The organism is Ramlibacter henchirensis (assembly GCF_004682015.1).
Classification (GTDB): Bacteria; Pseudomonadota; Gammaproteobacteria; order Burkholderiales; family Burkholderiaceae_C; genus Ramlibacter; species Ramlibacter henchirensis.
Map to the genome: position 1 here is coordinate 717,524 of NZ_SMLM01000001.1, position 25,075 is coordinate 742,598.

A 25,075-nucleotide genomic window follows, 5' to 3' on the forward strand; every position below is an offset into this window, starting at 1 on the left:
TGCGTCGTCCCCGCCTGCGCGGGATGACGCGCTCCCGGAGACCGCCGCCATGAATGCTCCCGAAACCCTGTCGCGCTGGAACCAGGCCACCTCCAGCCGCGTTCCCTTCTGGGCCTATACCGACGCCCAGCTCTACCAGCGCGAACTGGAGAAGATCTTCTACGGCCCGCACTGGAGCTACGTGGGCCTCGCGGTCGAGATCCCGAACACGGGCGATTTCCGGCTCACCTGGGTCGGCGAGCGGCAGGTGGTCATGGTGCGCGACCGCGTCGCGCCGAAGGATCGCGGCACCGATCACGGCATCCGCGTCGTCGAGAACCGCTGCGCCCACCGCGGCGTGCGCTTCTGCCAGCAGCCGCAGGGCAACGCGCGCAGCTTCGTCTGCCCCTATCACCAGTGGACCTACAAGCTCAATGGCGAACTGGCCGGGCTGCCGTTCAAGGAAGGCGTCAAGGCCACGGAGGCCGACGGCACGCCGTGCGTGCAGGGCGGCATGCCGCCCGACTTCGACCTCAAGGCGCACGGTCTCACGCGGCTGCGCGTGGAGGTGCTGCACGGCCTCGTGTTCGCAACGTTCAGCGAGGAGGCCGAGCCGCTGGCCGACTATCTCGGGCCCAACATCCTTCCGTGGCTCGACCGCATCTTCAAAGGGCGTGAGCTGAGTCTGCTGGGCTACAACCGCCAGCGGATTCCGGGCAACTGGAAGCTGATGATGGAGAACATCAAGGACCCGTACCACCCGGGCCTGCTGCACACCTGGTTCGTCACCTTCGGGCTGTGGCGTGCCGACCAGAAGAGCCGCATGGTGATGGACGACCACGGGCGTCATGCGGTGATGGTCTCGCGCCGCAACGAAGGCGGCGAGAACAGGGCCGTGACCGAGGGCGTCACCTCGTTCAAGGCCAACATGGTCCTGAACGACGCGCGGCTGCTGGACGTGGTCCCGGAGCCGTGGTGGAAGGTGCCCGATCCCGCGAACCCCGGCACCGAGATCAATCCCACCGTCACGATGATGACGCTGTTCCCCAGCGTGATCGTCCAGCAGCAGGTCAACTCCCTCTCCACCCGCCACATCGTGCCGCGCGGCGAAGGCGAGTTCGATTTCGTCTGGACGCATTTCGGCTTCGCCGACGACACGCCCGAGATGACGCAGCGCCGCCTGCGCCAGGCCAACCTGTTCGGCCCCGCCGGTTTCGTGAGCGCCGACGACGGCGAGGTGATCGAGTTCAGCCAGGACGGCTTCCGCCAGTGGGGCGAGGAGGGCAGCACGCTGTGCGAACTCGGTGGCACCGGCACCGGCGGCACCGAGCACATGGTCACCGAGACCCTGATCCGCAGCATGTACGCCTACTGGCGCAAGGTGATGGGCGTATGACGGCGGCCGTTCCCGGGTTCCTGCGGCCCGAGCTCGTCGAAGCGCTTCTCCTCGAACGGGAGATCGACCGCTTCAACGCCGACTACGCTGCGGCGCTGGATGAAAGACGGTTCGACGACTGGCCCGGCTTCTTCGTGGAAGAGGGCCGCTACACGGTGCAGGCGCGCGAGAACTTCGACCGCGGCCTGCCGCTCGCGCTGATCGCGCTGGAGAGCCGCGGGATGATGAAGGACCGGGTGTACGGAGTGACGCAGACCATCTTCCACCGGCCGTACTACACGCGCCACGTGGTGGGCCCGGCGCGGGTGCTGCCGGTGCAGGACGGTGACGAAGGGGGCCTGGTTCGGGCCCAGGCGCATTACGCGGTCTTCCGCACCCGGCCGGGCGATGCGAGCGAGGTCTACAACGTCGGCCGCTACATCGACGAGATCGTCCGCACCCCGGACGGCCTGCGCCTTCGCAGCCGGCGCTGCATCTATGACAGCGAGATGGTCCTCAACTCGCTGATCTATCCGATCTGAATCGGCTTAGCGGTTCGGCTCCGTGGCCTTGTGGCCGATGTAGCCGCCGGCGGCCGCGCCGCCCAGCGTGCCCAGCGTGCCGCCGAACACCGAGTTGCCGACCACGCCACCCACGGCGGCGCCGCCCAGCGTGCCGGCGGTCTGGCGGTCCATCGTGCCGCAGCCGGTCAGGGTCATCATCGTGACGGCGGCGATGGCCGCCAGGAACTTGGTCTTCATACCGTTCACCTTCAATCTTGACGACCGCGGAAGGCGCGGCCTGCCTGTGCGTTGCATTGTGGAAACCAGCCCGTCAGCGGACTGTAGGAGCAGCAAGACAGGGGCTGTCGGCACCCCCCGCCGCGTCCTGACGGCGCAAACGGGAGGCCAGGCGTCAGACGGGACGATTGCGCGCCAGCGGCGGGTTGGCCGCGAAGTAGCGGCTGATGCCGCGCATCAATGCATCAGCCAGCTGTTCCTGGTACTCGTCGCTGCGCAGCTTGGCTTCCTCTTCCGGGTTGCTGATGAAGGCGGTTTCCACGAGGACGCTGGGGATGTCGGGTGCCTTGAGCACCGCGAAGCCCGCCTGTTCGACCTGCCTCTTGTGCAGCCGGCCCACGTTGCCGATCTCGCCGAGCAGCGCACCGCCGAGCCGCATGCTGTCGTTGATCTGAGCCGTGGTGCTCATGTCCAGCAATGCATGGGCCACGTGCTGGTCTTGCGACTTGACGTTGACGCCGCCCACCAGGTCGGCGCGGTTTTCCTTGTCGGCCATCCAGCGGGCCGCCGAGCTGGACGCGCCGCTGTGGCTCAACGCGAACACGCTGGCGCCGCGCGCGGTGGGCGTGATGAAGGCATCGGCATGCAGGCTGACGAACAGGTCGGCCTGCACGCGCCGCGCCTTCTGCACGCGCACATGCAGCGGCACGAAGAAATCGCCGTCGCGCGTGAGGAAGGCGCGCATCGGGTTGCCGTTGATGCTGGCCGCGTTAATACGGTCGCGCAGGCGGTGCGCCACCTGCAGCACCACGTCCTTTTCGCGCGTGCCGCCGGGGCCGATGGCACCGGGATCCTCGCCGCCGTGGCCGGGATCGAGCGCGATGATGATCAGCCGGTCGGTCTTGGCCGCCGGCGCGGCGGGCCCTGCCACCGCGGGCGGCAGGTCGTGACGCGAGCGTGGCGGGTCGTACTGACGCGCGATCAGCTCGCCCAATGGGTCGGGCGCGCCCGGGCCGCCGCCGGTGCTCTCTCGCATCCGCTGCGCGATCAGCTGCTCCAGCGGATCGGCCGGCTGCATGGGGTGCAGGTCCAGCACCAGCCGGTGCTGGTATGCGGCGATCGGCGCAAGCGTGAACACCTGCGGCAGGGCCTGCTGCTTGAGGTCGATGACCAGCCGGACGACGCCCGGCGCGAACTGGCCGACGCGGATGCCGGCGATGTAGGGATCGTCCGCCTGCACCTTGGCCACCAGCTCTCGCAGGGCCGGGTTGAGGTCGATGCCGTCGATGTCCACCGCCAGCCGCGGCGGGCTGGTGACCACGATCTGCCTGGAGCTGAGCTGCGCATCCGATTCGATGGTCACGCGCGAGTAGTCCGGCGCCGGCCAGATGCGCACCGCGACGATGGTGGCGCCGCGCGCGATCTGCGCCGCGCCGAGCAGCAGCACCAGCGTGCCGCCCTGCAGCAGGCCGCGGCGCTTCATGCGGCGAGCTCCCGGCCGGTATCGGTGCCGGCCTCTACTCGCACGGTGCGAGACCCGTCCGGCTGCACTTCGATGTGCAGCGCCAGGTCCGCTCGCGGCAAGAGGGCGGCCGCTTTCTCCGGCCATTCGGCGAGCTTGAGCCCGCGCTGGTCGAAGATGTCCCGGAACCCCGCGTCTTCCCACTCGCGCGGGTCGTCGAACCGGTAGAAGTCGAAGTGCCAGACGGGAAAGCCCAGCGCGTCGTGCGGTTCGACCAGCGTGTAGGTGGGGCTCTTGATGCGGCCCGTCACGCCTAGTGCGCGCAGCAGGTGCCGCACGAGGGTGGTCTTGCCCGCGCCGAGGTCGCCGTGCAGCTCGATGAAAGCGTGACCGAGCGCGGGATGCGCTGCGATGCGTTCGGCGAAGGCGCGCGTGTCGTCCTCGCGCGCCCACCGCAGCAGGACGGCGCTGCCCGGCCGGGGGGCGCTTCCTACAATCGGAGGGTGACTCGGGCTGGCAGTCAGATCGACGGTCCTTCGCTGGTGGTGTCCATCGGCCGGTGGGGCCATGAGCTTGGATTCTCCCAAATCGGCGTGGCCGGCGTGGACCTGTCGTCCGCCGAACCGGGCCTGTTGCAGTGGCTATCCAACGGCTTTCACGGCGAGATGGCCTACATGGAAGCGCACGGCCTCAGGCGCGCGCGGCCGGCCGAACTGGTGCCGGGCACGCTGTCCGTGATCACGGCCCGAATGGACTATCTCCCGCAAGCAACACCCGAGGGCTGGCAGGCGATCGAATGGGACCGCCTGAAGCGGCCGCGCGAAGGCGCCGTCTCGCTCTACGCCCGCGGCCGCGACTACCACAAGGTGATGCGCAACCGGCTGCAGAAGCTCAGCGATCGCATCGCGCAGGAGATCGGCCCGTTCGGGCATCGCGCGTTCACCGATTCGGCACCGGTCCTGGAGGCCGAGCTGGCGGCGCGCAGCGGCCAGGGCTGGCGCGGCAAGCACACGCTGATCCTCAGCCGCGAGGCCGGCTCCATGTACTTCCTGGGCGAGATCTACGTCGACATCGCGCTGCCCGCCAGCGCGCCCGTGACGGCGCATTGCGGCAGCTGCACCGCGTGCATCGACATCTGCCCCACCGGGGCCATCGTCGGCGAACAGCGGCTGGATGCGCGCCGCTGCATCTCGTACCTGACGATCGAGCACGCCGGGCCGATCCCGGTCGAACTGCGACCGCTGATGGGCAACCGCATCTACGGCTGCGACGACTGCCAGCTCGTCTGCCCCTGGAACAAGTACGCGGGCCGCAGCGCGCTGCCGGACTTCGACGAGCGGCCGGGGATGTCGGGGGCGGCGCTGGCGGAACTGCTGGGCTGGAGCGAAGGGGAGTTCCTGCGCCGCACCGAGGCCAGCGCGATCCGCCGCATCGGGCATGAGCGGTGGTTGCGGAATGTGGCGGTGGCGGCGGGGAATGCGTTGCGGGTCGCGGACGATGAGCCGCTGCGGGGTGCGTTGCGCAAGCTCGTCGATCACCCGAGTTCGCTGGTGCGCGAGCACGTGGCTTGGGCGCTGGCCGGGGCCCGAGTGGAAGCCGACGCGCGGGGATGACGTGGGACTCGCGAAGCTACCGCAACACCCCCAGCGCAAACGTCAAGCTCGCCACCCCCAGCAGCGTCGACAGCGTCACCAACCCCGCCACATACGAGCCGTTGTAGCCCATTCGCGAAGCCAGCACGTAGCAGCTGGACGCAGTCGGCAGCGCGGAGAACGCCAGCAGCACCGCGGCCTGCGAGGCGTCGAGCCGCAGCAGCATCACGAGCGTCGCTGCCACCAGCGGCAGCAGCGCATGGCGGATGGTGAGCACGGACACGGTGAGCGCGCGCGATTGCATCAGAGTCCCGAACTGCATCCCCGCACCCGCGGCCATCAGGCCCAATGGGAGTGAACTGCCGCCGATGCGATTGACCGTGGGCTCCAGCCACGCCGGCACCGACAACCCGAGCAGGTTGGCCGAGAGGGCGGCGGCCGTCGCGACGATCAGCGGATTGCGCACCAGCGCCGCGATGAAACCGGTCTGCGCATGCCGCGCCATCGGCCACACCGCGCCCACGTTGAACAGCGGAACGCACACGCCGATCAGCACGGCGATCAGCTGCAGGCCCTGCGGGCCGGCCAGCCGCTCGGCCAGCGCGAGGCCGATGAAGGAGTTGAAGCGGAACGCAACCTGCGCGGCGGCGGCATGCTCGCGCCGGTCGATCTGCGACCCGAGCAGCGGCACGTGTGGCACCGCGTACGCCATGGCGATGCCCGAGAGCCCGAGCAGCAGGCCCGCGGCGATCAGGCCGGATGCGGCGTCCAGGTCCAGCGGCGCCCGCACGATGGACTGGAACAGCAGCACGGGGAACAGCACGTAGTAGACGAGGCTCTCGACCTGCTCCCACACCGGCCGGTCGAGGGCCGTGTACCGGCAGATCAGGTAGCCGGTGGCGATCAGCGAGAAGTCGGGGAACAGCAGGCGGGCGAACTCCACCGGTCGAGGATAGCCGTTGCGGGTTCACCCTTATGCGTAATCCACAAGGCTCCACGGTCCCGGCCTTCTGTAGGATTCGCGGGTTGATGCTGACCCAAAAAAGGAGAGTTCGAATGCAACGCCGTGACTGGATCGCTCTTGCCGCCGCCGCGCTGACGGTGGCCGCCGGCCCCGTGCTGGCCCAGGGTTATCCGAACAAGCCCGTGAAGCTGCAGGTCCCGTTCGCGCCGGGCGGCACCACCGACATCATCGCGCGGGTGATCTCCGAGCCCCTGGGCAAGAACCTGGGCCAGAACGTCATCGTGGAGAACAAGGCCGGCGGGGGCGGCGTGATCGGCGCCACCGAGACAGTGCGTTCCGCGCCGGACGGCTATTCGCTCGGCATGGCCACCGTGTCCACCACCGCGGCCAACCCCGCGATCAACCCGAAGATCCCGTACAACCCCACCACGGACTTCACGCCCATCATCAACATCGCGGCGACGCCCAACATCATCGCGGTACACCCCAGCTTCCCGGCCAAGGACTACAAGACCTTCGTCGCGGAACTGAAAAAGAACCCGGGCCGCTATTCGTATTCGTCGTCCGGCACCGGCGGCATCGGCCACCTGCAGATGGAGCTCTACAAGAGCCTGTCGGGAACCTTCGTCATCCACATTCCGTACCGAGGCGCGGGCCCGGCCCTCAATGACACGGTCGCCGGCCAGGTGCCGATGATCTTCGACAACCTGCCTTCGGCGCTGCCCTTCATCAAGGACGGCCGCCTGGTTCCCATCGTGGTCGCCGCGCCGCAGCGCCTGAAGGAGCTCCCGAACGTGCCCACGTTCAAGGAGGTGGGCCTGGAGCCCGTGAACCGCATGGCGTACTACGGCATCCTCGGCCCCAAGGGCCTGCCGAAGGACGTCGTCGAGAAGGTCCACGGCGCCGCGATCAAGGCGCTGCAGGACCCCGCGGTACGCAAGCGCATCGAGGACACCGGCTCCCTGATCGTCGCCAACACTCCGGACCAGTTCGCGCAGCAGATCAAGGCCGAATTCGACGTCTACAAGAAGGTGGTCGACACCGCCAAGCTGAAACTGGACTGACGGCCTGGCCAGGATGGCAGCCGCTTCGTCTGCTCTCCCGAAGAACAAGCCGCCCGCGGGCGGCTTGTTCGCTTCGATCGACGACTTCATCGACGCGCTCTGGCTCGAAGAGGGCCTGTCGCGCAACACGCTCGCTGCGTACCGGCGCGACCTCACGCTCTACGCGCGCTGGCTGCACGCGCGCGGCGGCAGCCTGGATGGCACGGCCAAGCACGACCTGCAGGCCTACTTCGCCGCGCGCCATGCGTCCACCAAGTCCAGCACGGCGAATCGCCGGCTGACGGTGTTCAAGCGGTATTTCCGCTGGGCGCTGCGCGAGCGTCGCATCACCGAGGACCCCACGCTGCAGCTGGAGGCGGCCAAGCGCACGCCGCGCATGCCCAAGACGCTGACCGAGGCGCAGGTCGAGGCGCTGCTCGCCGCCCCCGACGTCGACACCCCGCTGGGCCTGCGCGACCGCACGATGCTGGAGCTGATCTACGCCAGCGGCCTGCGCGTGAGCGAACTGGTGACGCTGAAGGTGATCCACCTGAGCATGGCCGACCACGTGGTGCGCGTGATGGGCAAGGGCGGCAAGGAAAGGTTGGTGCCTTTCGGGCAGGTGGCGCGCGATTGGATCGCGCGCTACATGAAGGAGGCGCGCGCGGCCATCCTCGACGGCCAGCAGAGCGAGGACCTGTTCGTCACCGCTCGCGGGCAGGGGATGACACGGGCGATGTTCTGGGTGCTGGTGCGCAAGTACGCGCGCATCGCGGGCATCACCGCGCCGCTGTCGCCGCACACGCTGCGGCACGCCTTCGCCACCCACCTGCTGAACCACGGGGCGGACCTGCGCGCGGTGCAGATGCTGCTCGGGCATGCCGACATCTCCACCACCACGATCTACACCCACGTAGCGCGCGAGAGGCTGCGGCAGCTGCATTCGCAGCACCACCCGCGGGGCTGATAACCTCGGGCGCTTTCGCACGCCCTCGTTCCAGCCCGCCATGCCAGCTTCCTGCTTCTCCCGCCGCGGCGCCATTGCCGCGCTCGCCGGCCTTGCCCTTCCCGCCGTCCATGCGCAGGCGGCGTGGCCTTCGCGGCCCGTTCGCATCGTCGTCGCCTACCCGCCCGGGGGCGTGAGCGACGTCGTGGCCCGAGCGCTCGGGGAGCGCATGGCGGCTTCGCTGGGCCAGTCGGTGGTGATCGAGAACAAGGCCGGCGCGAGCGGCAGCATCGGCTTGGACGCGGTGGCCAAGTCCACTGACGGCCACACGTTCGGCTTCGCGGCGATCAGCCCGGTGGCGCTCAACCCGCACCTGGGCAAGTCGCCCTTCGACCCTGCGCGCGACCTGGTGCCGGCGGCGAGCGTGATGTACTCGCCGGTGCTGCTGCTGGCCACGCCGGCGACGCCGGTCCGGGACATGCAGGAGCTGCTTGCGGCGGCGCGTGCCAGGCCGGGCGCCGTGCGCTGGGCCACTTCAGGTCCTGCTTCGCTCGGCCACGTCATGCTGGAGCAGCTCAAGGCCGCGGCCAGGGTGGACATCACCCACATCCCGTACAAGGGCGGCGGCCAGCAGATCACCGATGCGCTCGGCGGCCAGTTCGAGGTGCTGTCGGTCAACACCGGCCCGACCGTCTCGCAGCACGTCAAGGCGGGCAAGCTGCGCGTGCTGGCCATCGGCGCGCCGGCCCGGCTCGAGGCGTTCCCGAACACGCCCACTCTCGCGGAGCTGGGCTTCCCGGCCGCCAACATGACGTCGCTGTTCGGCCTGTTCGCGCCCGCCGGCCTGCCCGCGGGCGTGCTGGAGCGGCTGAACGCCGAAGTGAACAAGGCCCTGGCCCATCCCGACCTGCGCGCCCGGCTGGTCGCCAGCGACAACGTGCCCACCGGCGGCACGGCGGCCGAGTTCGCACGGCAGATCGCCACCGAGTCGGACAACAACGCCCGCATCATCCGCGCGGCCAACATCCGGGCCGACTGAGATGCTGCAGTTCGTCGACGTCGAAGCCGCCGCACGGCGCCTGGAGGGCGTCGCGCACCGCACGCCGGTGCTCACCTCGCGCACGCTGGACGACCTGCTCGGCGCGAACGCCTTTCTCAAGGCCGAGAACCTGCAGCGCATGGGCGCCTTCAAGTTCCGCGGCGGCTACAACGCGGTCAACTCGCTCTCGCCCGACGAGCGCTCGCGGGGCGTGGTGGCGTTCTCCTCGGGCAACCATGCGCAGGCGGTGGCGCTCGCCGCGCGCCTGCACGGCTGCCGCGCCACCATCGTCATGCCGCACGATGCCCCCGCGCTCAAGATGGAAGCGACGCGCGGCTATGGGGCTGAAGTCGTCGTGTACGACCGCTACAAGGAAGACCGTGCCGCGATCGCCGCGCGGCTGGTGCAGGAGCAGGGCGCCAACCTGATCCCGCCATTCGACGACCTGCGCGTGATGGCGGGGCAGGGCACGGCGGCGCTGGAGCTGGTGCAGGACGTGAGTTCGCTCGATGCGCTGATCGTCTGCGCCGGCGGCGGCGGTTTCCTCTCGGGCTGCGCCGTCGCAGCCCGGCACCTGCTGCCCGGCATCCGCCTGTTCGGCGCCGAGCCGGAACGCGGCGACGACATGCGCCGCTCGCTGCGCGAGGGCCGCATCGTGAGCATCGACGTGCCGCGCACGATCTGCGACGGCCAGCAGACGCAAGCGGTGGGCCGGCATACGTTCGAGGTGATCCAGGCGCTGGTCGAGGACGTGCTCACGGTGCCCGACCCGGTCGTCGTCGAAGCCATGCGATTCGCCTTCGAGCGGCTCAAGGTCGTGCTGGAGCCTTCCGGCGCCTGCGCGCTGGCGGCGCTGATGCACCACCGCGACCAGTTCCGCGGGCTGCGCGTCGGCGTCACGCTCTCGGGCGGCAACATCGGCACCGATCGCTTCGTGGCGCTTCTCAGCGGCGCGGAAGCCGTGGACTGAAGCAGCACGGCCGCGCCTTGGGCACCGCCTCCACATCCGACGGCGCCACGCGTTCGGCCTGGGCCATGCTGATGGCCCTGATCTGCGGCTTCGCCCTCAGCCAGGCCTTCCGCACCGTCGCCGCGATCCTCGCGCCGCCGCTGCAACGCGAACTGGGCCTGTCGCCGCAGCAGCTGGGGCTGTTCGCCGGCGCCTTCCACCTCGCGTTCGGCGGGTTGCAGCTGTTCATGGGGATGGGCATCGATGTGTGGGGCCCGCGCCGCACGGTGCTGGCGGTTTTTCCGCTCACGGTTGCCGGCGCCCTGATCGCCGCCACGGCCGATGGCTTCACGCAACTGCTGGTCGCCCAGTTCGTCATCGGGGTGGGCTGCGCGCCGGCTTTCCTGGCGTGCACGGTATTCATCTCGCGCCGCTTCGCGCCGGAGCGGTTCGCAGCGGTGAACGGGGCCGCGCTGGGCATCGGTTCGGTCGGCCTGCTGGTCACCGGCACGCCGCTGGCGTGGGTGGTCGACCAGGCTTCGTGGCGCGCGGGTTTCCTGGTGCTGGCAGTGTTGGCCGCGGCCGCCTGGCTGGCGATCCTGCTGCTGGTCAACGAATCGAAAGAGCCCGCCGCCGATCGCGCTGCGCCCGCCAACGCAGTGGCCGCCTTGCGCGGCTACGGCGAGCTGTTCGCGCTGCGGCACACCTGGGGCATCGTGGTGCTGGCCAGCTTCACCTATGCCTCATTCCTCACGCTGCGGGGCCTGTGGCTGGGGCCGCTGCTGGTGGAGCGGCACGGCTTCGGCCTGGTGCAGACCGGGCACGTGGTGCTGCTGGTCTCGGTGGTGGGCATGTTCGGCCCGCCGCTGTTCGGCCGCCTCGATCCCGGCGATCGCCTGCGGCGCCGCTGGATCATTGCGGGCACGCTGGTCGTGGCGGCGATGTACCTGGCGATGGCGTTCAGCCGCCATGCCGTGTTCGACGTGGTGGTGAGCACGGTGATGAGCCTCGTGGCCGGCTACATCGTCCTGCAGTACGCCGACGTGCGCTCGGCCTACCCGGCGCGCATGACCGGCCGGGCGATGGCGGTCTTCACCATGGCGCTGTTCCTGGGTGTCGCGCTGATGCAGTGGGTGACCGGCGTGGCCGCCGGAGCCGCACCGGCGCTGGGCATCGAGACCTACCAGGCGGTGCTCGCCACGACGGGCGGGCTGCTGGCGTTGGCGGCGATCGCATTCAGGCTGCTGCCGGCGCCGGCGGTTTCATCGGCCGCCTGATGGCGGGCGGATCGTCTCGCCGCTGAGCCAGGCGAGTTCGTCCTCGGAGAACCCGGCCCGGCGCCGCGCGTCTTCGTTGAACGGTGGCTGCAGGCGAGGCGCGGAATAGCGCTCGACCAGCACGCCGTAGTGCGCCACCGGGTCCAGCCCGTCACGTCTGCAGAGGCTGCGATACCAGTGGTTGCCGATCGCCACGTGGCCGACCTCGTCGCGCAGGATCACGTCCAGGATTTCAACGGCGCGCAAGGCCGCCGGCGTGCCCACCTGGCGCAGCTTGGACTGGATCTGCGGCGTGGCGTCGAGTCCGCGCGCTTCGAGCGTGCGCGGCACCAGGGCCATGCGGGCCACGATGTCACCCGCGGTCTTCTCGCACATCTGCCAGAGGTTGTCGTGCGCGCTGAAGTCGCCGTACGTGTGTCCCAGCGATGCGAGGTGATCGCTCAGCAGCGTGAAGTGGAAGGCTTCCTCGGCCGCGACGCGCAGCCAATCGAGGTGGAACTCGCGCGGCATGCCCTCGAAGCGCCACGCCGCGTCCAGCGCGAGGTTGATGGCGTTGAACTCGATGTGGGCGATGGCGTGCAGCAGGGCGGCGAGCCCTTTCGGCTTGGCGGGCGAGCGACGCGGCACGCGGGCCGGGTGGACCAGCAGCGGCTTCTCCGGACGGCCGGGCACCGGCCCAGGGGCGGGCGGGCGCTCGCGCTCGACGTCCAGCCGCTCCGCATCCCGGTGCAGGGCTTGCGTCAGCGCCACCTTTTCGCGCGGCTGCACGGCGCACAGCGCCTGCACGGCTCCAGCCCTCAGGGCCATCCCTAAAATCCCATGGTCTTCATCCACCGGTATTGTCCATGGCCCTCTACGAACTCGACGGCACCTCTCCCAAGCTCGGCCAGGGCGCATGGGTGGCCGAAACCGCGCAGGTGATCGGCGCAGTGGAACTCGCGGAGAACGCCAGCGTCTGGTTCGGCACCGTAATCCGCGGCGACACCGAGACCATCCGCATCGGCGCCAACAGCAACATCCAGGACCTCTCCGTGCTGCATGCCGACATCGGCAAGCCGCTGACCATCGGCCGCGACGTCACGGTGGGCCACCAGGTCATGCTGCACGGCTGCACCATCGGCGACAACTCGCTGATCGGCATCCAGTCGGTGGTGCTCAATGGGGCGCGCATCGGCCGCAACTGCATCGTGGGCGCGGGCAGCGTCATCACCGAGGGCAAGGAGTTTCCCGACAACTCGCTGATCATCGGCTCGCCGGCCAAGGTCGTGCGCACGCTGGATGACGCGGCCGCGGGGAAGCTGGCGGAAAGCGCCGCACATTACGTCGAGAACGCCCGCCGGTTCGCGCGGGGCTTGAAGAAGGTGGGCTAGGCGCCATCTGCTGCAGCTTTGGGCCCGCCCCTTCCATGTCCGAACTCCACAAGTTCCTCTTCGACGGCCTGCCCGTTCGCGGCGCCCTGGTGCGCCTGACGGACGCCTGGACCGAGATCCTGGCCCGGCGGCAGGACAACAACGCCACCGGCGCGTGGCCGCCGCCCGTGGCCGAGCTGCTGGGCGAGATGGCGGCCGCGGGCGTGCTGATGCAGTCCAACATCAAGTTCAACGGCGCGCTGGTGCTGCAGATCTTCGGCGATGGCCCGGTCAAGGTCGCCGTGGCCGAGGTGCAGCATGACCTGACGCTGCGCGCGACGGCCAAGGTGGTGGGGGATGTGCAGGCGGGCGACCGCCTGCCCGAACTGGTGAACGCGCACAACCACGGCCGCTGCGCGATCACGCTCGACCCGAAGGAGAAATTCCCCGGGCAGCAGCCGTACCAGGGCGTGGTGCCGCTGTACGGCGACCGGCGCGAAAAGCTGGTGCGGCTGAGCGACGTGCTGCAGCACTACATGCTGCAATCCGAGCAGCTGGACACCACGCTCGTTCTCGCCGCCGACGGGAAGGTCGCCGCGGGTTTGCTGATCCAGCGCTTGCCGGTGCAGGGCGAGGGCAACCTCGAAGGCTCGATGGTCAGCAAGGCCAACGAGGACGAGATCGGCCTGAACGAGCACTACAACCGCATCGCCACGCTCGCCTCCAGCCTCACGCGCGAAGAACTGCTGGAGCTGGACGTCGACACCGTGCTGCGCCGCCTGTTCTGGGAAGAGAAGCTGCTGCGCTTCCCGGCGCAGACGCCGCGCTTCGCCTGCACCTGCAGCCGCGATCGCGTGGCCGGCATGATCCGCGGGCTGGGTCGGCCGGAGGCGGAAAGCATCATCGAGGAGCAGGGGCAGATCGAGGTGGGCTGCGATTTCTGCGGCGCGCAGTACCGGTTCGACGCCGTCGATGCGGCGCAGCTGTTCAAGTCGCCGGGGGATCAGCCGCCCGTGACCTCGGCTGTGCAGTAAGCCGCTACGCGAGGCCGGTGAACAGCCGGTGCTCGCACTCCGGGTCGCTGCACTTGTCGCACACCCACTTCCAACGCGTCTCGCCGGAGAAAGCCGGCCGCTCACCGAGCAACTCCAACACCGGGGCCAGCGCGTTCCTTGCCCGGTCCTCACCCGTGCCGTACACGACGCGATACGCCACACCCGCCTTGGCCAACGTTTCGCGCACCAAAGCATCAACCCGCTCCCGGACGTGCGGCCCCTCACGATGCAGTCCGTCCACGACCCACGGCACGTCCAACCCGGTGAGCAGCGTCAGGTCGTAGCCGCCCTGACGCTCCAGTGCAAACCGGTACACCGGATGCTCTTCGAACAGCATCGCCCCGTGGATCGCGACCATTAGCGCCGTGGTGTCCGCGATCACGATGTCGACGCGCGCCGCCGCTTCATCCACCCGCCGTTCATGCTCCTGCGCGATCAGGAGCTGTTCGTCCGGTGACGGCTCGCGCCCTTCACGCACGCACCATTCGCGCAGCACCTCGCCGACGACTTCGACTCGGCGCCCGCGCTCGCGCAGCGCTTGGGCCAACGCGTGGGCAAGGGTGGTCTTGCCCGTGCTCTCGGCGCCGAGCAGGGCGATCTTCATGGGGATGGGCGCAACCCGCTCGTGGAGCGGCGCGTCACTTGGGCGTGACGACGTTGACGAAGATTTCGTTGGGCTTGACCATGCCCAGCTCGGCGCGCGCCTTTTCCTCGACCATCTCCAGGCCTTCCTTCAGGTCGCGCACCTCGGCGGCGAGGCGTGCGTTGGCCTGCTGCGCCTGGGCATTGGCCTGCTGCTGCTGCTGGAGCTTGCGCTGCATCTCGCCCACGTTGCCCACGCTGCCCCGGCCGAACCACAGCTGCCCATGGACCACCATGAGCAGCGCGACCAGCAGGACGGGGACGGCGCGGACACCCAAGGGTAGGCGGCCTATCGGAGGTTGTAGAACGCCGAGCGGCCGGGGTACTGGGCGATGTCGCCCAGGTCTTCCTCGATGCGCAGCAGCTGGTTGTACTTGGCCATGCGGTCCGAGCGCGAGAGAGAGCCGGTCTTGATCTGGCCGGCATTGGTGCCCACCGCGATGTCGGCGATGGTGCTGTCCTCCGTCTCGCCCGAGCGGTGGCTGATCACCGCGGTGTAGTTGGCGCGCTTGGCCATCTCGATCGCGGCGAAGGTCTCGGTCAGCGTGCCGATCTGGTTGATCTTGATCAGGATGGAGTTCGCGATCTTCTTGTCGATGCCTTCCTTCAGGATCCTCGTGTTGGTGACGAACAGGTCGTCGCCCACCAGCTGCACGCGCTTGCCCAGCCGCTCGGTGAGTTGTTTCCAGCCGTCCCAGTCGCCCTCGGCCATGCCGTCCTCGATGCTGATGATCGGGTACTTGTCGCACCAGGAGGCCAGGATGTCGGTCCAGGCGCCCGCTTCCAGCACCTTGCCCTCGGCCTCGACGTGGTAGCGGCCGTCGCGGAAGAACTCGCTGGAGGCGCAGTCCAGCCCCAGCGCGATCTGCATGCCGGGCTGGTAGCCGGCGGCCTCGATGGCCTGCAGGATCATGCCGATGGCGGCCTCGTGGTTCTCCACGTTGGGCGCGAAGCCGCCTTCGTCGCCGACGGCCACGCTCATGCCCTTGTCGTGGATGATTTTCTTGAGGGCGTGAAACACCTCGGCGCCGTAGCGCAACGCCTCGCGGAAGCTCGGCGCCCCCACGGGGATGATCATCAGCTCCTGCAGGTCGAGGTTGTTGTTGGCATGCGCGCCGCCGTTGACCACGTTCATCATCGGCACCGGCAGCTGGCAGCCGTTCATGCCGCCGAAGTAGCGGTACAGGGGCAGGCCCGATTCCTCGGCGGCGGCACGCGCCACCGCCATCGACACGGCCAGCATGGCGTTGGCGCCCAGCTTGCTCTTGTTCTCGGTGCCGTCCAGGTCGATCAGCGTCTTGTCCAGGAAGGCCTGCTCGGAGGCGTCCAGGCCCAGCACCGATTCGGAGATCTCGGTGTTGATGTGCTCCACGGCCTTGAGCACGCCCTTGCCCAGGTAGCGGCCCTTGTCGCCGTCGCGCAGCTCGATCGCTTCGCGCGAGCCGGTGGAGGCGCCGGAGGGCACGGCCGCGCGGCCCATGGTGCCCGACTCCAGCAGCACGTCGCATTCCACGGTGGGGTTGCCGCGCGAGTCGAGGATCTCGCGGCCGACGATGTCAACGATGGCGCTCATTCGTTAGTTTCTCTTCAAGTCAAAAAGCATGAACGCAGAAAACGCAGAGGAACGCAGAAAGCGCAGAGACAACAAGTTGTTCTGCGCTTTCTGCGTCATTTCCGCGCTTTCTGCGTACGGTTGTTCATCCGGCGATTCAAACACCTTCGATGAGGACCATCCTCATCACGGCGGCGCCCTGCCGAGCCGTCTTGGCCGCCTGGTACTCGGGCGAATCGTAGAAGGCGCGCGCCTTGTCGGCCCCAGGAAACTTCAGCAAGACAAGCCGATTGGGCGTCCAGTCGCCCTCGAGCACCTGCACCGCGCCGCCGCGCACGAGGACTTCGGCGCCGTGTTTCTGTTGCGCGAGGGTCGAGAGCTTCTTGTACTGCTCGTACTGCTGCGGGTCGGTGACGTCGACGTTGGCGAGGATGTAGGCGCTAGGCAAAGTGCTGCTCCAGGTAGCCGTTCTTCTTGGTCACCCGGTCGAGCGCGACGAGCGTCTCGAGCAGGGCCTTCATGTGCTTGAGCGGCACCGCGTTGGGCCCGTCGGACAGTGCCTTGGCGGGATCCGGGTGCGTTTCCATGAACAGGCCCGCCACGCCGACGGCGACAGCGGCGCGGGCGAGCACCGGCACCATCTCGCGCTGGCCGCCCGAACTCGTGCCCTGGCCGCCCGGCAGCTGCACCGAATGCGTGGCGTCGAACACCACCGGCGCGCCGGTCTCGCGCATGATGGCCAGCGACCGCATGTCGGAGACCAGGTTGTTGTAGCCGAAGCTCGCGCCGCGTTCGCAGGCCATGAAGCTGTCCTCCGGCAGGCCCTTCTCGCGCGCGGCGGCGCGGGCCTTGTCGATGACGTTCTTCATGTCGTGCGGCGCCAGGAACTGGCCCTTCTTGATGTTCACCGGCTTTCCCGACTGCGCCACCGCGCGGATGAAGTCGGTCTGGCGGCACAGGAAGGCGGGCGTCTGCAGCACGTCGACCACCTCGGCGACCTGCGGCACCTCGGCCTCGCTGTGCACGTCGGTGATGATGGGCAGGCGCAGCTGCTTCTTCACCTTGGCCAGGATCTCCAGCCCGCGCGACATGCCGGGGCCGCGGAAGCTGGTGCCCGAGGAGCGGTTGGCCTTGTCGTAGCTGCTCTTGAAGATGAACGGGACGCCCAGCGAGGAGGTGATCTCCTTGAGCTGGCCGGCCACGTCCATCTGGAGCTGTTCGGACTCCACCACGCAGGGGCCCGCGATCAAGAAAAAGGGCCTGTCCAGGCCCACGTCGAAGCCGCAGAGTTTCATGTCAGGCAACCGCCTTGAGCTTCTTGCCGGCCGCCGACTGGTGTTCCAGCGCGGCCTTGATGAAGGCGTTGAAGAGGGGGTGTCCGTCCCAGGGGGTGGACTTGAATTCGGGGTGGAACTGCACGCCCATGAACCAGGGGTGCACGTCGCGCGGCAGCTCCACTATCTCGGTCAGGTGCTCGCGCTGGGTGAGGGCGGAGATCACCAGGCCGGCCTGGCGCAGCTGGTCGAGGTAGTTGACGTTGGCCTCGTAGCGGTGGCGGTGCCGCTCGTTGACCACGTCGCCGTAGATGCTGTGGGCCAGCGTGCCCTTGGCGACGTCCGAGCTCTGCGCGCCCAGGCGCATGGTGCCGCCCAGGTCGGAGTTGGCGTCGCGCTTGTTGATGATGCCGTCCGCGCCCCGCCATTCGGTGATCAGCGCGATCACCGGGTTGGGCGTCTCGGGCTCGAACTCGGTGCTGTTGGCGTCCTTGAGGCCGGCAACGTGGCGCGCGTATTCGATGGTGGCGACCTGCATGCCCAGGCAGATGCCCAGGTAGGGCAGCTTGTTCTCGCGGGCGAAGCGCGCCGCCTCGATCTTGCCCTCGATGCCGCGCTTGCCGAAGCCGCCGGGCACCAGCACCGCGTCGTACTTGGCCAGCTGGCGCACGCTCTCCGGGTTGAGGGTTTCCGAGTCCACGTACTCGATCTTCACGCGCACGTGGTTCTTCATGCCCGCGTGGCGCAGCGCCTCGTTCAGCGACTTGTAGCTGTCCGACAGGTCGACGTACTTGCCGACCATGGCGATGGTGACTTCGCCCTGCGGATGCTCGGTCTCGTACACCAGGTCGTCCCAGCGCTTGAGGCTGGCCGGAGGCGTGTTCAGGCGCAGCTTGTCGCAGATCAGGCCGTCCAGGCCCTGCTCGTGCAGCATGCGCGGCACCTTGTAGATCGTGTTCACGTCCCACATGGAGATCACGCCCCACTCGGGCACGTTGGTGAACAGCGAGATCTTGGCGCGCTCTTCCTCGGGGATCTTGCGGTCGGCCCGGCACAGGAGCGCATCGGCCTGGATGCCGATCTCGCGCAGCTTCTGCACGGTGTGCTGGGTGGGCTTGGTCTTGAGCTCGCCGGCCGCGGCGATCCACGGCACGTACGTGAGGTGCACGAAGGCCGTCTGGTTGGCGCCCAGGCGCAGGCTCATCTGTCGGGCGGCTTCGAGAAAGGGCAGGGACTCGATGTCGCCCACGGTGCCGCCGATCTCGACGATCGCCACGTCGGCGCTATTTGGCTCGCCGAGGCGCGCGCCTTTCTTGATGAACTCCTGGATTTCGTTCGTCACGTGCGGGATGACCTGCACGGTCTTGCCCAGGTAGTCGCCGCGTCTTTCCTTCTCGAGCACCGCCTGGTAGATCTTGCCGGTGGTGAAGTTGTTGACCTTTCCCATCCGGGTCGTCACGAAGCGCTCGTAATGCCCCAGGTCCAGGTCCGTCTCGGCCCCGTCGTCGGTGACGAACACCTCGCCGTGCTGGAACGGCGACATCGTGCCCGGGTCGACGTTGATGTACGGGTCGAGCTTGATGAGGGTGACTTTGAGGCCCCGCGATTCCAGGATCGCGGCGAGGGAGGCTGAGGCGATTCCCTTGCCGAGGGAAGACACCACACCGCCGGTGACGAAGACGAATCTGGTCATTGTCGGTCGGAAGCGGGCGCTTCCGGGGAGGTGGTAATGCGCGATTATACGGGGGCGCACCTGAACAGCCGTACGCGGAGAACGCAGAAATCACGCAGAAAACACAGAACAACAACTCGAAGAATCTCTCCTGCGCTTTCTGCGTTCTTTCCGCGACCTCTGCGTACGGCTGTCCGCATTTGCTACATTGCCGCGCATGAACGACCTGCAGGGCAAGCACCTGGTTCTGGGCCTCACGGGCGGCATCGCCTGCTACAAAGCCGCGGAGTTGTGCCGCGCCTTCATCAAGGAGGGCGCCACCGTGCAGGTCGTGATGACCGAGGCGGCGGAGCACTTCATCACGCCGGTGACCATGCAGGCGCTCTCGGGGCGGCCCGTCTACAACTCGCAGTGGGACGTGCGAGAGCCGAACAACATGCCGCACATCAACCTCTCGCGCGAGGCGGACGCCATCGTCATCGCGCCGTGCAGCGCCGACTTCATGGCGAAACTGGTGCACGGCCGCGCCGACGAACTGCTGAGCCTGATGTGCCTGGCGCGCCCGATCGGGCGGGTGCCGCTGCTGATCGCACCGGCGATGAACCGCGAGATGTGGGCGCACCCGGCCACGCAGCGCAACATGCAGCAGCTGGCCGACGACGGCGCCACCATCCTGGGCGTGGGCAGCGGCTTCCAGGCCTGCGGCGAGACGGGCGACGGCCGCATGCTGGAGCCGCCCGAACTGCTGGAGGACATCGTCGCTTTCCTGCAGCCGAAGTCGCTCGCGGGAAAGCGGGTCGTGGTGACGGCCGGGCCGACCTTCGAGGCGCTGGACCCGATCCGCGGCATCACCAACCACTCGTCCGGCAAGATGGGATTCACGATCGCGCGCGCTGCGCGTGAAGCCGGCGCGGACGTCACGCTGGTGGCCGGCCCGGTGCACCTGGCCACGCCGCGCGGCGTGACCCGCATCGACGTGAAGTCCGCCCGCCAGATGCTGGAAGCGACACTGGCCGCGGTGCCTCGCGCCGACGTGTTCGTCGCCACGGCCGCCGTCGCCGACTGGCGGCCCACCAGCGAGAGCGGACAGAAGATCAAGAAGGACGGCTCGGGCCAGCCCCCGGCCGTCTCCTTCACCGAGAACCCGGACATCCTCGCGACCGTCGCGCAGAGCGACCGCGCCAAGCGGCGCGAGCTGTACTGCGTGGGTTTCGCCGCCGAGAGCCACGACCTGCAGACGAACGCCAAGGCCAAGCGCGAACGCAAGGGCATCCCGCTCCTGGCCGGCAACATCGGCCCGCTCACCTTCGGGCAGGACGACAACCAGCTGCTGCTGGTGGACGAGCACGGCTCCCAGGAGCTGCCGCGCGCGCCCAAGCTGCAGCTGGCGCGCACGCTCATCGCCGAGATCGCCCGCCGCCTGCCCTCCAACTACAAAGCATGAAAGTCGACGTCAAGATCCTCGATCCGCGCATGACGGATCAATTGCCTCACTACGCCACGCCCGGCAGCGCCGGCCTGGACCTGCGCGCCTGCATCGATCGCCCGATCGAGCTCGGCCCCAACCAGTGGCACCTGGTGCCCACCGGCATCGCCATCTGGCTCAAGGACCCCGGCTATGCCGCGCTGATCCTTCCGCGGTCCGGGCTGGGCCACAAGCACGGCATCGTGCTGGGCAACCTGGTGGGGCTGATCGACAGCGACTACCAGGGCCAGCTCATGGTGAGCTGCTGGAACCGCAGCGACACGGCCTTCACGCTCCAACCGATGGAACGCCTGGCCCAACTGGTGATCGTGCCGGTGGCGCAGGCGCAGTTCAACGTCGTGGCCGAGTTCCCGCCCACTCAGCGGGGCGAAGGCGGCTACGGCTCGACCGGCAAAGGCTGAGCCGGGTTCCGCCCGACAGGGCGTTCCTACAGCCGGTCCCGAGGGTTCCTACACCCCTACGCGGCAATGGCGGGGGGCCGATCCACGCGGCAGTGCCTGTAATGAAACATACGGGGCGCGCCTGCCGGCTGCGCCGTGGTTTCGCACTACCGAAGGAGAGTCCCCATGCGCAATCGAATCGTTTCCATCGCGGGCGCGACCGCGGCGGCCGCCCTGCTGGCCGCCTGCGGCAGCAACCCGACCCAGCCGGTCGCCAGCTATCCGAGCACGCCGGTCTTTCCGACCTCGAGCAGCTACCCGAGCGTTCCGGCGCAGAGCACGCCTTCCGCCAGCGCGCCGTCGGGCACCGTGCAGAGCACGCCCGCCGCCGGCGTCGAGGTCGGTCGCGTGACCGACATTCAGACGGTGCAGATGGGCGCCACCAGCGCCACCAACCCGAGCGTGCGCAATGCGGTGGTGGGCGGCATCATCGGCGCCGTGGTCGGCAACGTGGCCGGCAAGCACATCAACAGTGGTGACAACCGCACGGCAGCCACCGTCATCGGCGCCGCCGGCGGGGCCGCCCTGGGCAACCGCATGGGCCAGCGCCAGGAGCCGAACACCGCGTCTTCGGGCGCGGGCGGGCCGGCCTACCGCGTGGTGGTCCAGACCGACCAGGGCGCCTGGCGCACCTATGAAGTCGGCGCGCTGGGCGACCTGCGCGTGGGCGACCGCGTGCGCGTCGAAAATGGCGTGATCTACAGGTCGTAAGGGGTCGTCGCGGCCAGAACGAAAAGGGGCGCAGCGCGCCCCTTTTTCACGGCTGCTGCACGCGGAAGAAACCGGTGCCGGTCGTGCCGCGCCCGATCTCTTCTTCCGTGGCCTCGCGCACGCCTTCGACCTTCAGGTGCAGCCGCAGCGCGATGCCGGCCAGCGGGTGGTTGCCGTCGAGCACCACGTGCTCCGGATAGATTTCGGTGACCGTGTAGAGCAGGTCCTTGGGCGCCTGCTCGTTGCCGCCCGCGGGCAGGCCCTCGAAGGTCATGCCTTCCTCCAGCTCCCCGGGGAACAGCGTGCGCGGCTCCAGGAACACCAGCTGGTCGTCGTAGTCGCCGAACGCATCCTCCGGCTCCAGGTGCAGGTCGAGGCGGTCGCCCGGCTCGTGGCCTTGCAGCGCCTCCTCGATGCGGGCGAGCAGGTCGTTGCCGCCGACCAGGAACTCCACGGGTTCGGTGAGCACATCCAGCTCCTCGCCCAGGGTGTCCTTCAGCGTCCAGGTCAGCGCGACGACGCATTGCGGGGTGACTTCCATGGAAGAATTCTCGCAGTTCACCGCGATCCATGGACGTCCACCTGCCCACGCCCCTGCTCGGCGGCCTGACTCCCCGGCAATTCATGAAGCGCCACTGGCAACGCAAGCCGCTGCTGGTGCGCGGCGCCGTGCCCGCGATGAAGCCGCTGCTCCAGCGCGGCGAGCTGTTCGCGCTGGCCTCGCGAGATGAAGTGGAGTCGCGCCTCGTGGAGCAGCGCGATGACGGCCGCTGGTCGATGCGCCGCGGCCCCTTCAACCGGCGCTCGTTGCCGCCGCTCGCGCGTCCTCGCTGGACCCTGCTCGTGCAAGGCGTGGACCTGCACGTGGACGCGGCGCACGAGTTGCTGCAGCGCTTCCGCTTCGTGCCCGAGGCCAGGCTGGACGACCTGATGGTCAGCTACGCCACCGACACAGCCGGCGTGGGTCCGCATTTCGACAGCTACGACGTCTTCCTGCTGCAGGCCGAAGGGCGGCGCCGCTGGCGTTTCGGCCGCCAGCAGGACCTGACGCTGCGCGAGGGCGTGCCGCTCAAGATCCTGGAGCGCTTCGAGCCGCAGGAGGAACACGTGCTGGAGCCGGGCGACATGCTCTACCTGCCGCCGCGTTATGCGCATGACGGTATCGCCGAGGGCGAGTGCCAGACCTACTCGATCGGCTTTCGTTCACCCCGCCGTGGCGAACTCGCGCGAGAGCTGCTGCAGCGCCTTTCGGAGGATGCGGGGGACGCGGCCGGCGACACGCTCTACCGGGATTCGGCGCAGAGCGCGGTGCGCGAGCCCGGCGCCATCCCCGCGGAGCTGGAGCGCTTCGCGCGGGACGCGCTCAAGGCGGCGCTGAAAGACCCGCATTCGCTGGCGCGCGCACTCGGCGAGTACCTCAGCGAACCCAAGCCCAACGTCTGGTTCGAGGCCGGCGAGACGCCGCGCGCGCTTCGCTCGGTGGTGCTGGACCGGCGCACGCGCATGCTCTACGACGGCCGCCATCTGTTCGTCAACGGCGAGAGCTGGCGAGCTTCCGGACCCGACGCGCGCCTGATGCGCAAGCTGGCCGACGAGCGACGACTGGACGAACCCGACCTGGCCCGCGCCAGCGACGAAGCCCTGGAACTGCTCGCGTCCTGGTGCGAGGCAGGCTGGGCGCACGAGGAGGAACGATGAACGACGACCACCTGCCGCAGGGGCGCTTCGAGGGCCGCAAGGCCTTCGGCCAGCTCGTGCGCGACGCGCTCGCCTGCGCCGCGCGCGAGGGCTGGCGCGAGATCATCCTGTGCGATGCGAGCTTCGCCGACTGGCCGCTGGGCGAGCGCGCCGTGGCCGAGTCGCTGCAGGCCTGGTCGAAGGGCGGCCGCAGGTGCGTGCTGCTGGCGCGCCGGTACGATGACGTCCTGCGGCAGCATGCGCGCTTCGTGGCCTGGCGCCGCACCTGGTCGCACATCGTCGAAGCGCGCGGCTGCCCCTCGGCCGATCCGCTGGAACTGCCCAGCGCGATCTGGAGTCCGCAGTGGGTGATGCGCCGGCTGGATGTCGAGCACAGCACCGGCGTCAGCGGCAGCGAGCCTGAGCGGCGGGTGGCGCTGCGGGAGCTGCTCGACGAGTGGCTGCAGAAGAGTTCGCCGGCGTTTCCGGCCACCACGCTGGGCCTCTGATTTCCTCTCGGGCGTGGCAGGTTTGGCCATGATGTTGGTTACGCCAGACATATAATTTCCCGCTGAGCAGAGACCACTGGCGTCCTCGCTGTCAGCCGGCGCACCGCTTCGGCCGCGCGGCTTCTTGAAGTCCACATTCCCAAAGGAAACCGAAATGAAGAAATCGCTCGTCCTGGCGTCGCTCGTCGCCGCCGTTGGCCTGGCCGCCTGCAGCAAGTCCGAAGCTCCGGCTCCCGCTCCGGCGCCCGCTCCGGCCGCCGCCCCGGCCCCGGCGCCCGCGCCCGCCGAAGCTGCTGCTCCCGCGGCCTCGGCTGCTTCCGCTCCGTCCGCCGCCGCTTCCGCTTCGGACACTTCGAGCGCCGCTGCTGCGTCCTCCTCGGGCGCCGCTTCCGCTGCCGCCGCTCCGGCGTCGGCTCCGGCTCCCGCTTCGTCTCCGGCTGCCGCCCCGGCCGCTTCCGCTGCCAGCAAGTAAGCAGCGTCCGCGTCCAAAACAAAAGCCGCCCCCGGGCGGCTTTCTTGTTTGGCGCTGCGCGCGCGGTCAGGCGTCGAGCCAGCCGCTGCCGCTCGGACCGTCCGCCACGTGGATCTCCACGGATTCGCCGAGCGCCGACACCAGCGCGGTACGCGCGAGGTCGGGCCGGTTGTTCTGCTCGCTCAGGTGCGCAGCGACCACGCGCCGCAATCCGTGCGGCAGCACAGCTTGTGCGATCGCCGCAGCCGCGTCGTTGGCGAGATGCCCCCACTGGCCGCCGACGCGCCGCTTGAGGAAGTAGGGGTACGGCCCCGCCTGCAGCATCTCGGGGTCGTGGTTGCATTCGAGCAGCAGCGTCGTGCAGCCCGAGAGATGGCCGATCACGTGAGGCGTCGCGTGCCCGAGATCGGTAAGCACTCCGATGCGCACGGCCCCGTCGGTGCACGTCAGCTGCAAGGGCTCCCGCGCGTCGTGCGGCACGGTGAAGGGGCGCACGTGGAGGCCGCCGATCTCGATGTCCACCGAGTCGCGCGCGATGCGCAGCAGGCCGTCGAAGTCCGGCTGGCCCAATCCGAGCCAGGTGCCTTCGCTCATGTAGACCGGGATGCGCTCACGCAGCGCGAGCGATTGCGCGCAGCCGATGTGGTCGGCGTGCTCGTGGGTGATGAAGATGGCGTCGATCTGCTCGGCCAGCATGCCGGCCTGGCCCAGGCGCTTGTCCAGCTGGCGGATGCCCAGCCCGCAGTCGACCAGCAGGTGCGTGACGCTGCTGCCGCATCGGGCCTGCACAACCGTGGCATTGCCGGTGCTGCCGCTGCCCAGGCTTTTGAAACGGATCATTGGGTGCGCCGAGAACGCGTGCGTCGAAGG

General features: G+C 68.9%; 28 protein-coding genes. 15 read left to right on the top strand and 13 right to left on the bottom strand.

The window, feature by feature from the left end:
* Positions 1 to 49 precede the first annotated feature (49 nt).
* Together EZ313_RS03570 and EZ313_RS03575 are read left to right on the top strand one after the other, a co-directional pair.
* Complete coding sequence (locus EZ313_RS03570) at positions 50 to 1,375, top strand: aromatic ring-hydroxylating dioxygenase subunit alpha (protein ID WP_135261831.1); 1,326 nt, start codon at positions 50 to 52, stop codon at positions 1,373 to 1,375.
* Entirely contained in the window at positions 1,372 to 1,896 is a 525-nt protein-coding gene (locus tag EZ313_RS03575) for an aromatic-ring-hydroxylating dioxygenase subunit beta (RefSeq protein WP_135261832.1), read from the top strand. The genes EZ313_RS03570 and EZ313_RS03575 overlap by 4 nt, the downstream gene beginning before the upstream one ends.
* 6 nt (positions 1,897 to 1,902) lie before the next feature.
* Here EZ313_RS03575 and EZ313_RS03580 read toward each other — a convergent pair whose 3' ends face one another.
* The 3 genes from EZ313_RS03580 to tsaE form a co-directional block, all read right to left on the bottom strand.
* Entirely contained in the window at positions 1,903 to 2,115 is a 213-nt protein-coding gene (locus EZ313_RS03580) for a glycine zipper 2TM domain-containing protein (RefSeq protein WP_135261833.1), read from the bottom strand.
* Positions 2,116 to 2,269: 154 nt separating this feature from the next.
* Entirely contained in the window at positions 2,270 to 3,577 is a 1,308-nt protein-coding gene (locus EZ313_RS03585) for an N-acetylmuramoyl-L-alanine amidase (protein WP_135261834.1), read from the bottom strand.
* Entirely contained in the window at positions 3,574 to 4,080 is a 507-nt protein-coding gene (gene tsaE, locus EZ313_RS03590) for a tRNA (adenosine(37)-N6)-threonylcarbamoyltransferase complex ATPase subunit type 1 TsaE (protein ID WP_240788611.1), read from the bottom strand. The genes EZ313_RS03585 and tsaE overlap by 4 nt, the downstream gene beginning before the upstream one ends.
* Before the next feature lie 18 nt (positions 4,081 to 4,098).
* Here tsaE and queG point away from each other — a divergent pair, with 18 nt between their 5' ends.
* Complete coding sequence (gene queG, locus EZ313_RS03595; protein ID WP_420849277.1) at positions 4,099 to 5,169, top strand: tRNA epoxyqueuosine(34) reductase QueG; 1,071 nt, start codon at positions 4,099 to 4,101, stop codon at positions 5,167 to 5,169.
* Positions 5,170 to 5,185: 16 nt separating this feature from the next.
* On the opposite strand, the gene EZ313_RS03600 is transcribed toward queG, so the two are convergent.
* Positions 5,186 to 6,091, bottom strand: coding sequence for an AEC family transporter (locus EZ313_RS03600; RefSeq protein ID WP_135261836.1), 906 nt, complete (start codon positions 6,089 to 6,091; stop codon positions 5,186 to 5,188).
* Positions 6,092 to 6,204: 113 nt separating this feature from the next.
* Here EZ313_RS03600 and EZ313_RS03605 point away from each other — a divergent pair, with 113 nt between their 5' ends.
* The 5 genes from EZ313_RS03605 to EZ313_RS03625 are packed head-to-tail and all read left to right on the top strand — an operon-like array spanning position 6,205 to position 11,366.
* Complete coding sequence (locus EZ313_RS03605) at positions 6,205 to 7,176, top strand: tripartite tricarboxylate transporter substrate binding protein BugE (protein ID WP_135261837.1); 972 nt, start codon at positions 6,205 to 6,207, stop codon at positions 7,174 to 7,176.
* 13 nt (positions 7,177 to 7,189) lie between these two features.
* Entirely contained in the window at positions 7,190 to 8,122 is a 933-nt protein-coding gene (xerD, locus tag EZ313_RS03610; protein WP_135261838.1) for a site-specific tyrosine recombinase XerD, read from the top strand.
* Between the two features lie 40 nt (positions 8,123 to 8,162).
* Entirely contained in the window at positions 8,163 to 9,140 is a 978-nt protein-coding gene (locus tag EZ313_RS03615; RefSeq protein ID WP_135261839.1) for a Bug family tripartite tricarboxylate transporter substrate binding protein, read from the top strand.
* Position 9,141: 1 nt separating this feature from the next.
* Positions 9,142 to 10,110 carry a threo-3-hydroxy-L-aspartate ammonia-lyase gene (locus EZ313_RS03620; RefSeq protein ID WP_135261840.1) on the top strand — a complete coding sequence of 323 codons (969 nt, stop codon included), beginning with the start codon at positions 9,142 to 9,144 and terminating at the stop codon, positions 10,108 to 10,110.
* Positions 10,111 to 10,127: 17 nt separating this feature from the next.
* Complete coding sequence (locus EZ313_RS03625; protein WP_338106285.1) at positions 10,128 to 11,366, top strand: MFS transporter; 1,239 nt, start codon at positions 10,128 to 10,130, stop codon at positions 11,364 to 11,366.
* Here the strand turns inward: EZ313_RS03625 and EZ313_RS03630 are convergent.
* On the bottom strand, positions 11,352 to 12,173 hold the full coding sequence (locus EZ313_RS03630; protein ID WP_135261841.1) for a ferritin-like domain-containing protein: 822 nt from the start codon (positions 12,171 to 12,173) through the stop codon (positions 11,352 to 11,354). The genes EZ313_RS03625 and EZ313_RS03630 overlap by 15 nt on opposite strands.
* Positions 12,174 to 12,211: 38 nt before the next feature.
* Here EZ313_RS03630 and EZ313_RS03635 point away from each other — a divergent pair, with 38 nt between their 5' ends.
* Both EZ313_RS03635 and hslO read left to right on the top strand, forming a co-directional pair.
* Complete coding sequence (locus tag EZ313_RS03635) at positions 12,212 to 12,736, top strand: gamma carbonic anhydrase family protein (protein WP_135261842.1); 525 nt, start codon at positions 12,212 to 12,214, stop codon at positions 12,734 to 12,736.
* A gap of 35 nt (positions 12,737 to 12,771) precedes the next feature.
* Positions 12,772 to 13,749: an Hsp33 family molecular chaperone HslO gene (gene hslO / locus EZ313_RS03640; RefSeq protein WP_135261843.1), complete on the top strand. Its 978-nt coding sequence runs from the start codon at positions 12,772 to 12,774 to the stop codon at positions 13,747 to 13,749.
* Between the two features lie 4 nt (positions 13,750 to 13,753).
* Here the strand turns inward: hslO and EZ313_RS03645 are convergent, their stop codons facing one another.
* From EZ313_RS03645 to EZ313_RS03670, 6 genes are all read right to left on the bottom strand, one after another.
* A complete protein-coding gene (locus tag EZ313_RS03645) occupies positions 13,754 to 14,374 on the bottom strand; it encodes an AAA family ATPase (protein WP_135261844.1) in 621 nt (206 codons plus the stop codon).
* 34 nt (positions 14,375 to 14,408) lie between these two features.
* Positions 14,409 to 14,690 carry a cell division protein FtsB gene (ftsB, locus tag EZ313_RS03650; RefSeq protein WP_135261845.1) on the bottom strand — a complete coding sequence of 94 codons (282 nt, stop codon included), beginning with the start codon at positions 14,688 to 14,690 and terminating at the stop codon, positions 14,409 to 14,411.
* Positions 14,691 to 14,701: 11 nt separating this feature from the next.
* Positions 14,702 to 15,985, bottom strand: a complete 1,284-nt coding sequence (eno, locus tag EZ313_RS03655) for a phosphopyruvate hydratase (protein WP_135261846.1) — start codon at positions 15,983 to 15,985, stop codon at positions 14,702 to 14,704.
* A gap of 136 nt (positions 15,986 to 16,121) precedes the next feature.
* Complete coding sequence (locus EZ313_RS03660) at positions 16,122 to 16,412, bottom strand: DUF1330 domain-containing protein (RefSeq protein WP_135261847.1); 291 nt, start codon at positions 16,410 to 16,412, stop codon at positions 16,122 to 16,124.
* A complete protein-coding gene (kdsA, locus tag EZ313_RS03665; RefSeq protein WP_135261848.1) occupies positions 16,405 to 17,259 on the bottom strand; it encodes a 3-deoxy-8-phosphooctulonate synthase in 855 nt (284 codons plus the stop codon). Before kdsA ends, EZ313_RS03660 begins: the two co-directional genes overlap by 8 nt.
* A 1-nt stretch (position 17,260) precedes the next feature.
* Positions 17,261 to 18,931, bottom strand: a complete 1,671-nt coding sequence (locus EZ313_RS03670) for a CTP synthase (protein WP_135261849.1) — start codon at positions 18,929 to 18,931, stop codon at positions 17,261 to 17,263.
* A 196-nt stretch (positions 18,932 to 19,127) separates the two neighbouring features.
* On the opposite strand from EZ313_RS03670, the gene coaBC reads away from it, so the two are divergent.
* The 3 genes from coaBC (at position 19,128) to EZ313_RS03685 (ending at position 21,547) form a co-directional block, all read left to right on the top strand.
* Positions 19,128 to 20,354 (top strand): bifunctional phosphopantothenoylcysteine decarboxylase/phosphopantothenate--cysteine ligase CoaBC, encoded by a 1,227-nt coding sequence (coaBC, locus tag EZ313_RS03675; protein ID WP_135261850.1) that lies wholly within the window; start codon positions 19,128 to 19,130, stop codon positions 20,352 to 20,354.
* A complete protein-coding gene (gene dut / locus EZ313_RS03680) occupies positions 20,351 to 20,797 on the top strand; it encodes a dUTP diphosphatase (RefSeq protein WP_135261851.1) in 447 nt (148 codons plus the stop codon). The genes coaBC and dut overlap by 4 nt, the downstream gene beginning before the upstream one ends.
* Positions 20,798 to 20,962: 165 nt before the next feature.
* The gene (locus tag EZ313_RS03685; RefSeq protein ID WP_135261852.1) at positions 20,963 to 21,547 is read left to right on the top strand and encodes a glycine zipper 2TM domain-containing protein; all 585 of its coding nucleotides are present in this window, start codon (positions 20,963 to 20,965) and stop codon (positions 21,545 to 21,547) included.
* 46 nt (positions 21,548 to 21,593) lie between these two features.
* On the opposite strand, the gene EZ313_RS03690 is transcribed toward EZ313_RS03685, so the two are convergent.
* On the bottom strand, positions 21,594 to 22,088 hold the full coding sequence (locus EZ313_RS03690; protein WP_135261853.1) for an FKBP-type peptidyl-prolyl cis-trans isomerase: 495 nt from the start codon (positions 22,086 to 22,088) through the stop codon (positions 21,594 to 21,596).
* A gap of 29 nt (positions 22,089 to 22,117) precedes the next feature.
* On the opposite strand from EZ313_RS03690, the gene EZ313_RS03695 reads away from it, so the two are divergent.
* Together EZ313_RS03695 and EZ313_RS03700 are read left to right on the top strand one after the other, a co-directional pair.
* Positions 22,118 to 23,245, top strand: coding sequence for a JmjC domain-containing protein (locus EZ313_RS03695; RefSeq protein WP_135261854.1), 1,128 nt, complete (start codon positions 22,118 to 22,120; stop codon positions 23,243 to 23,245).
* Positions 23,242 to 23,733 (top strand): hypothetical protein, encoded by a 492-nt coding sequence (locus EZ313_RS03700; protein ID WP_135261855.1) that lies wholly within the window; start codon positions 23,242 to 23,244, stop codon positions 23,731 to 23,733. The genes EZ313_RS03695 and EZ313_RS03700 overlap by 4 nt, the downstream gene beginning before the upstream one ends.
* Before the next feature lie 538 nt (positions 23,734 to 24,271).
* On the opposite strand, the gene EZ313_RS03710 is transcribed toward EZ313_RS03700, so the two are convergent.
* Positions 24,272 to 25,045, bottom strand: coding sequence for an MBL fold metallo-hydrolase (locus tag EZ313_RS03710; RefSeq protein ID WP_135261857.1), 774 nt, complete (start codon positions 25,043 to 25,045; stop codon positions 24,272 to 24,274).
* Between the last annotated feature and the right edge of the window lie 30 nt (positions 25,046 to 25,075).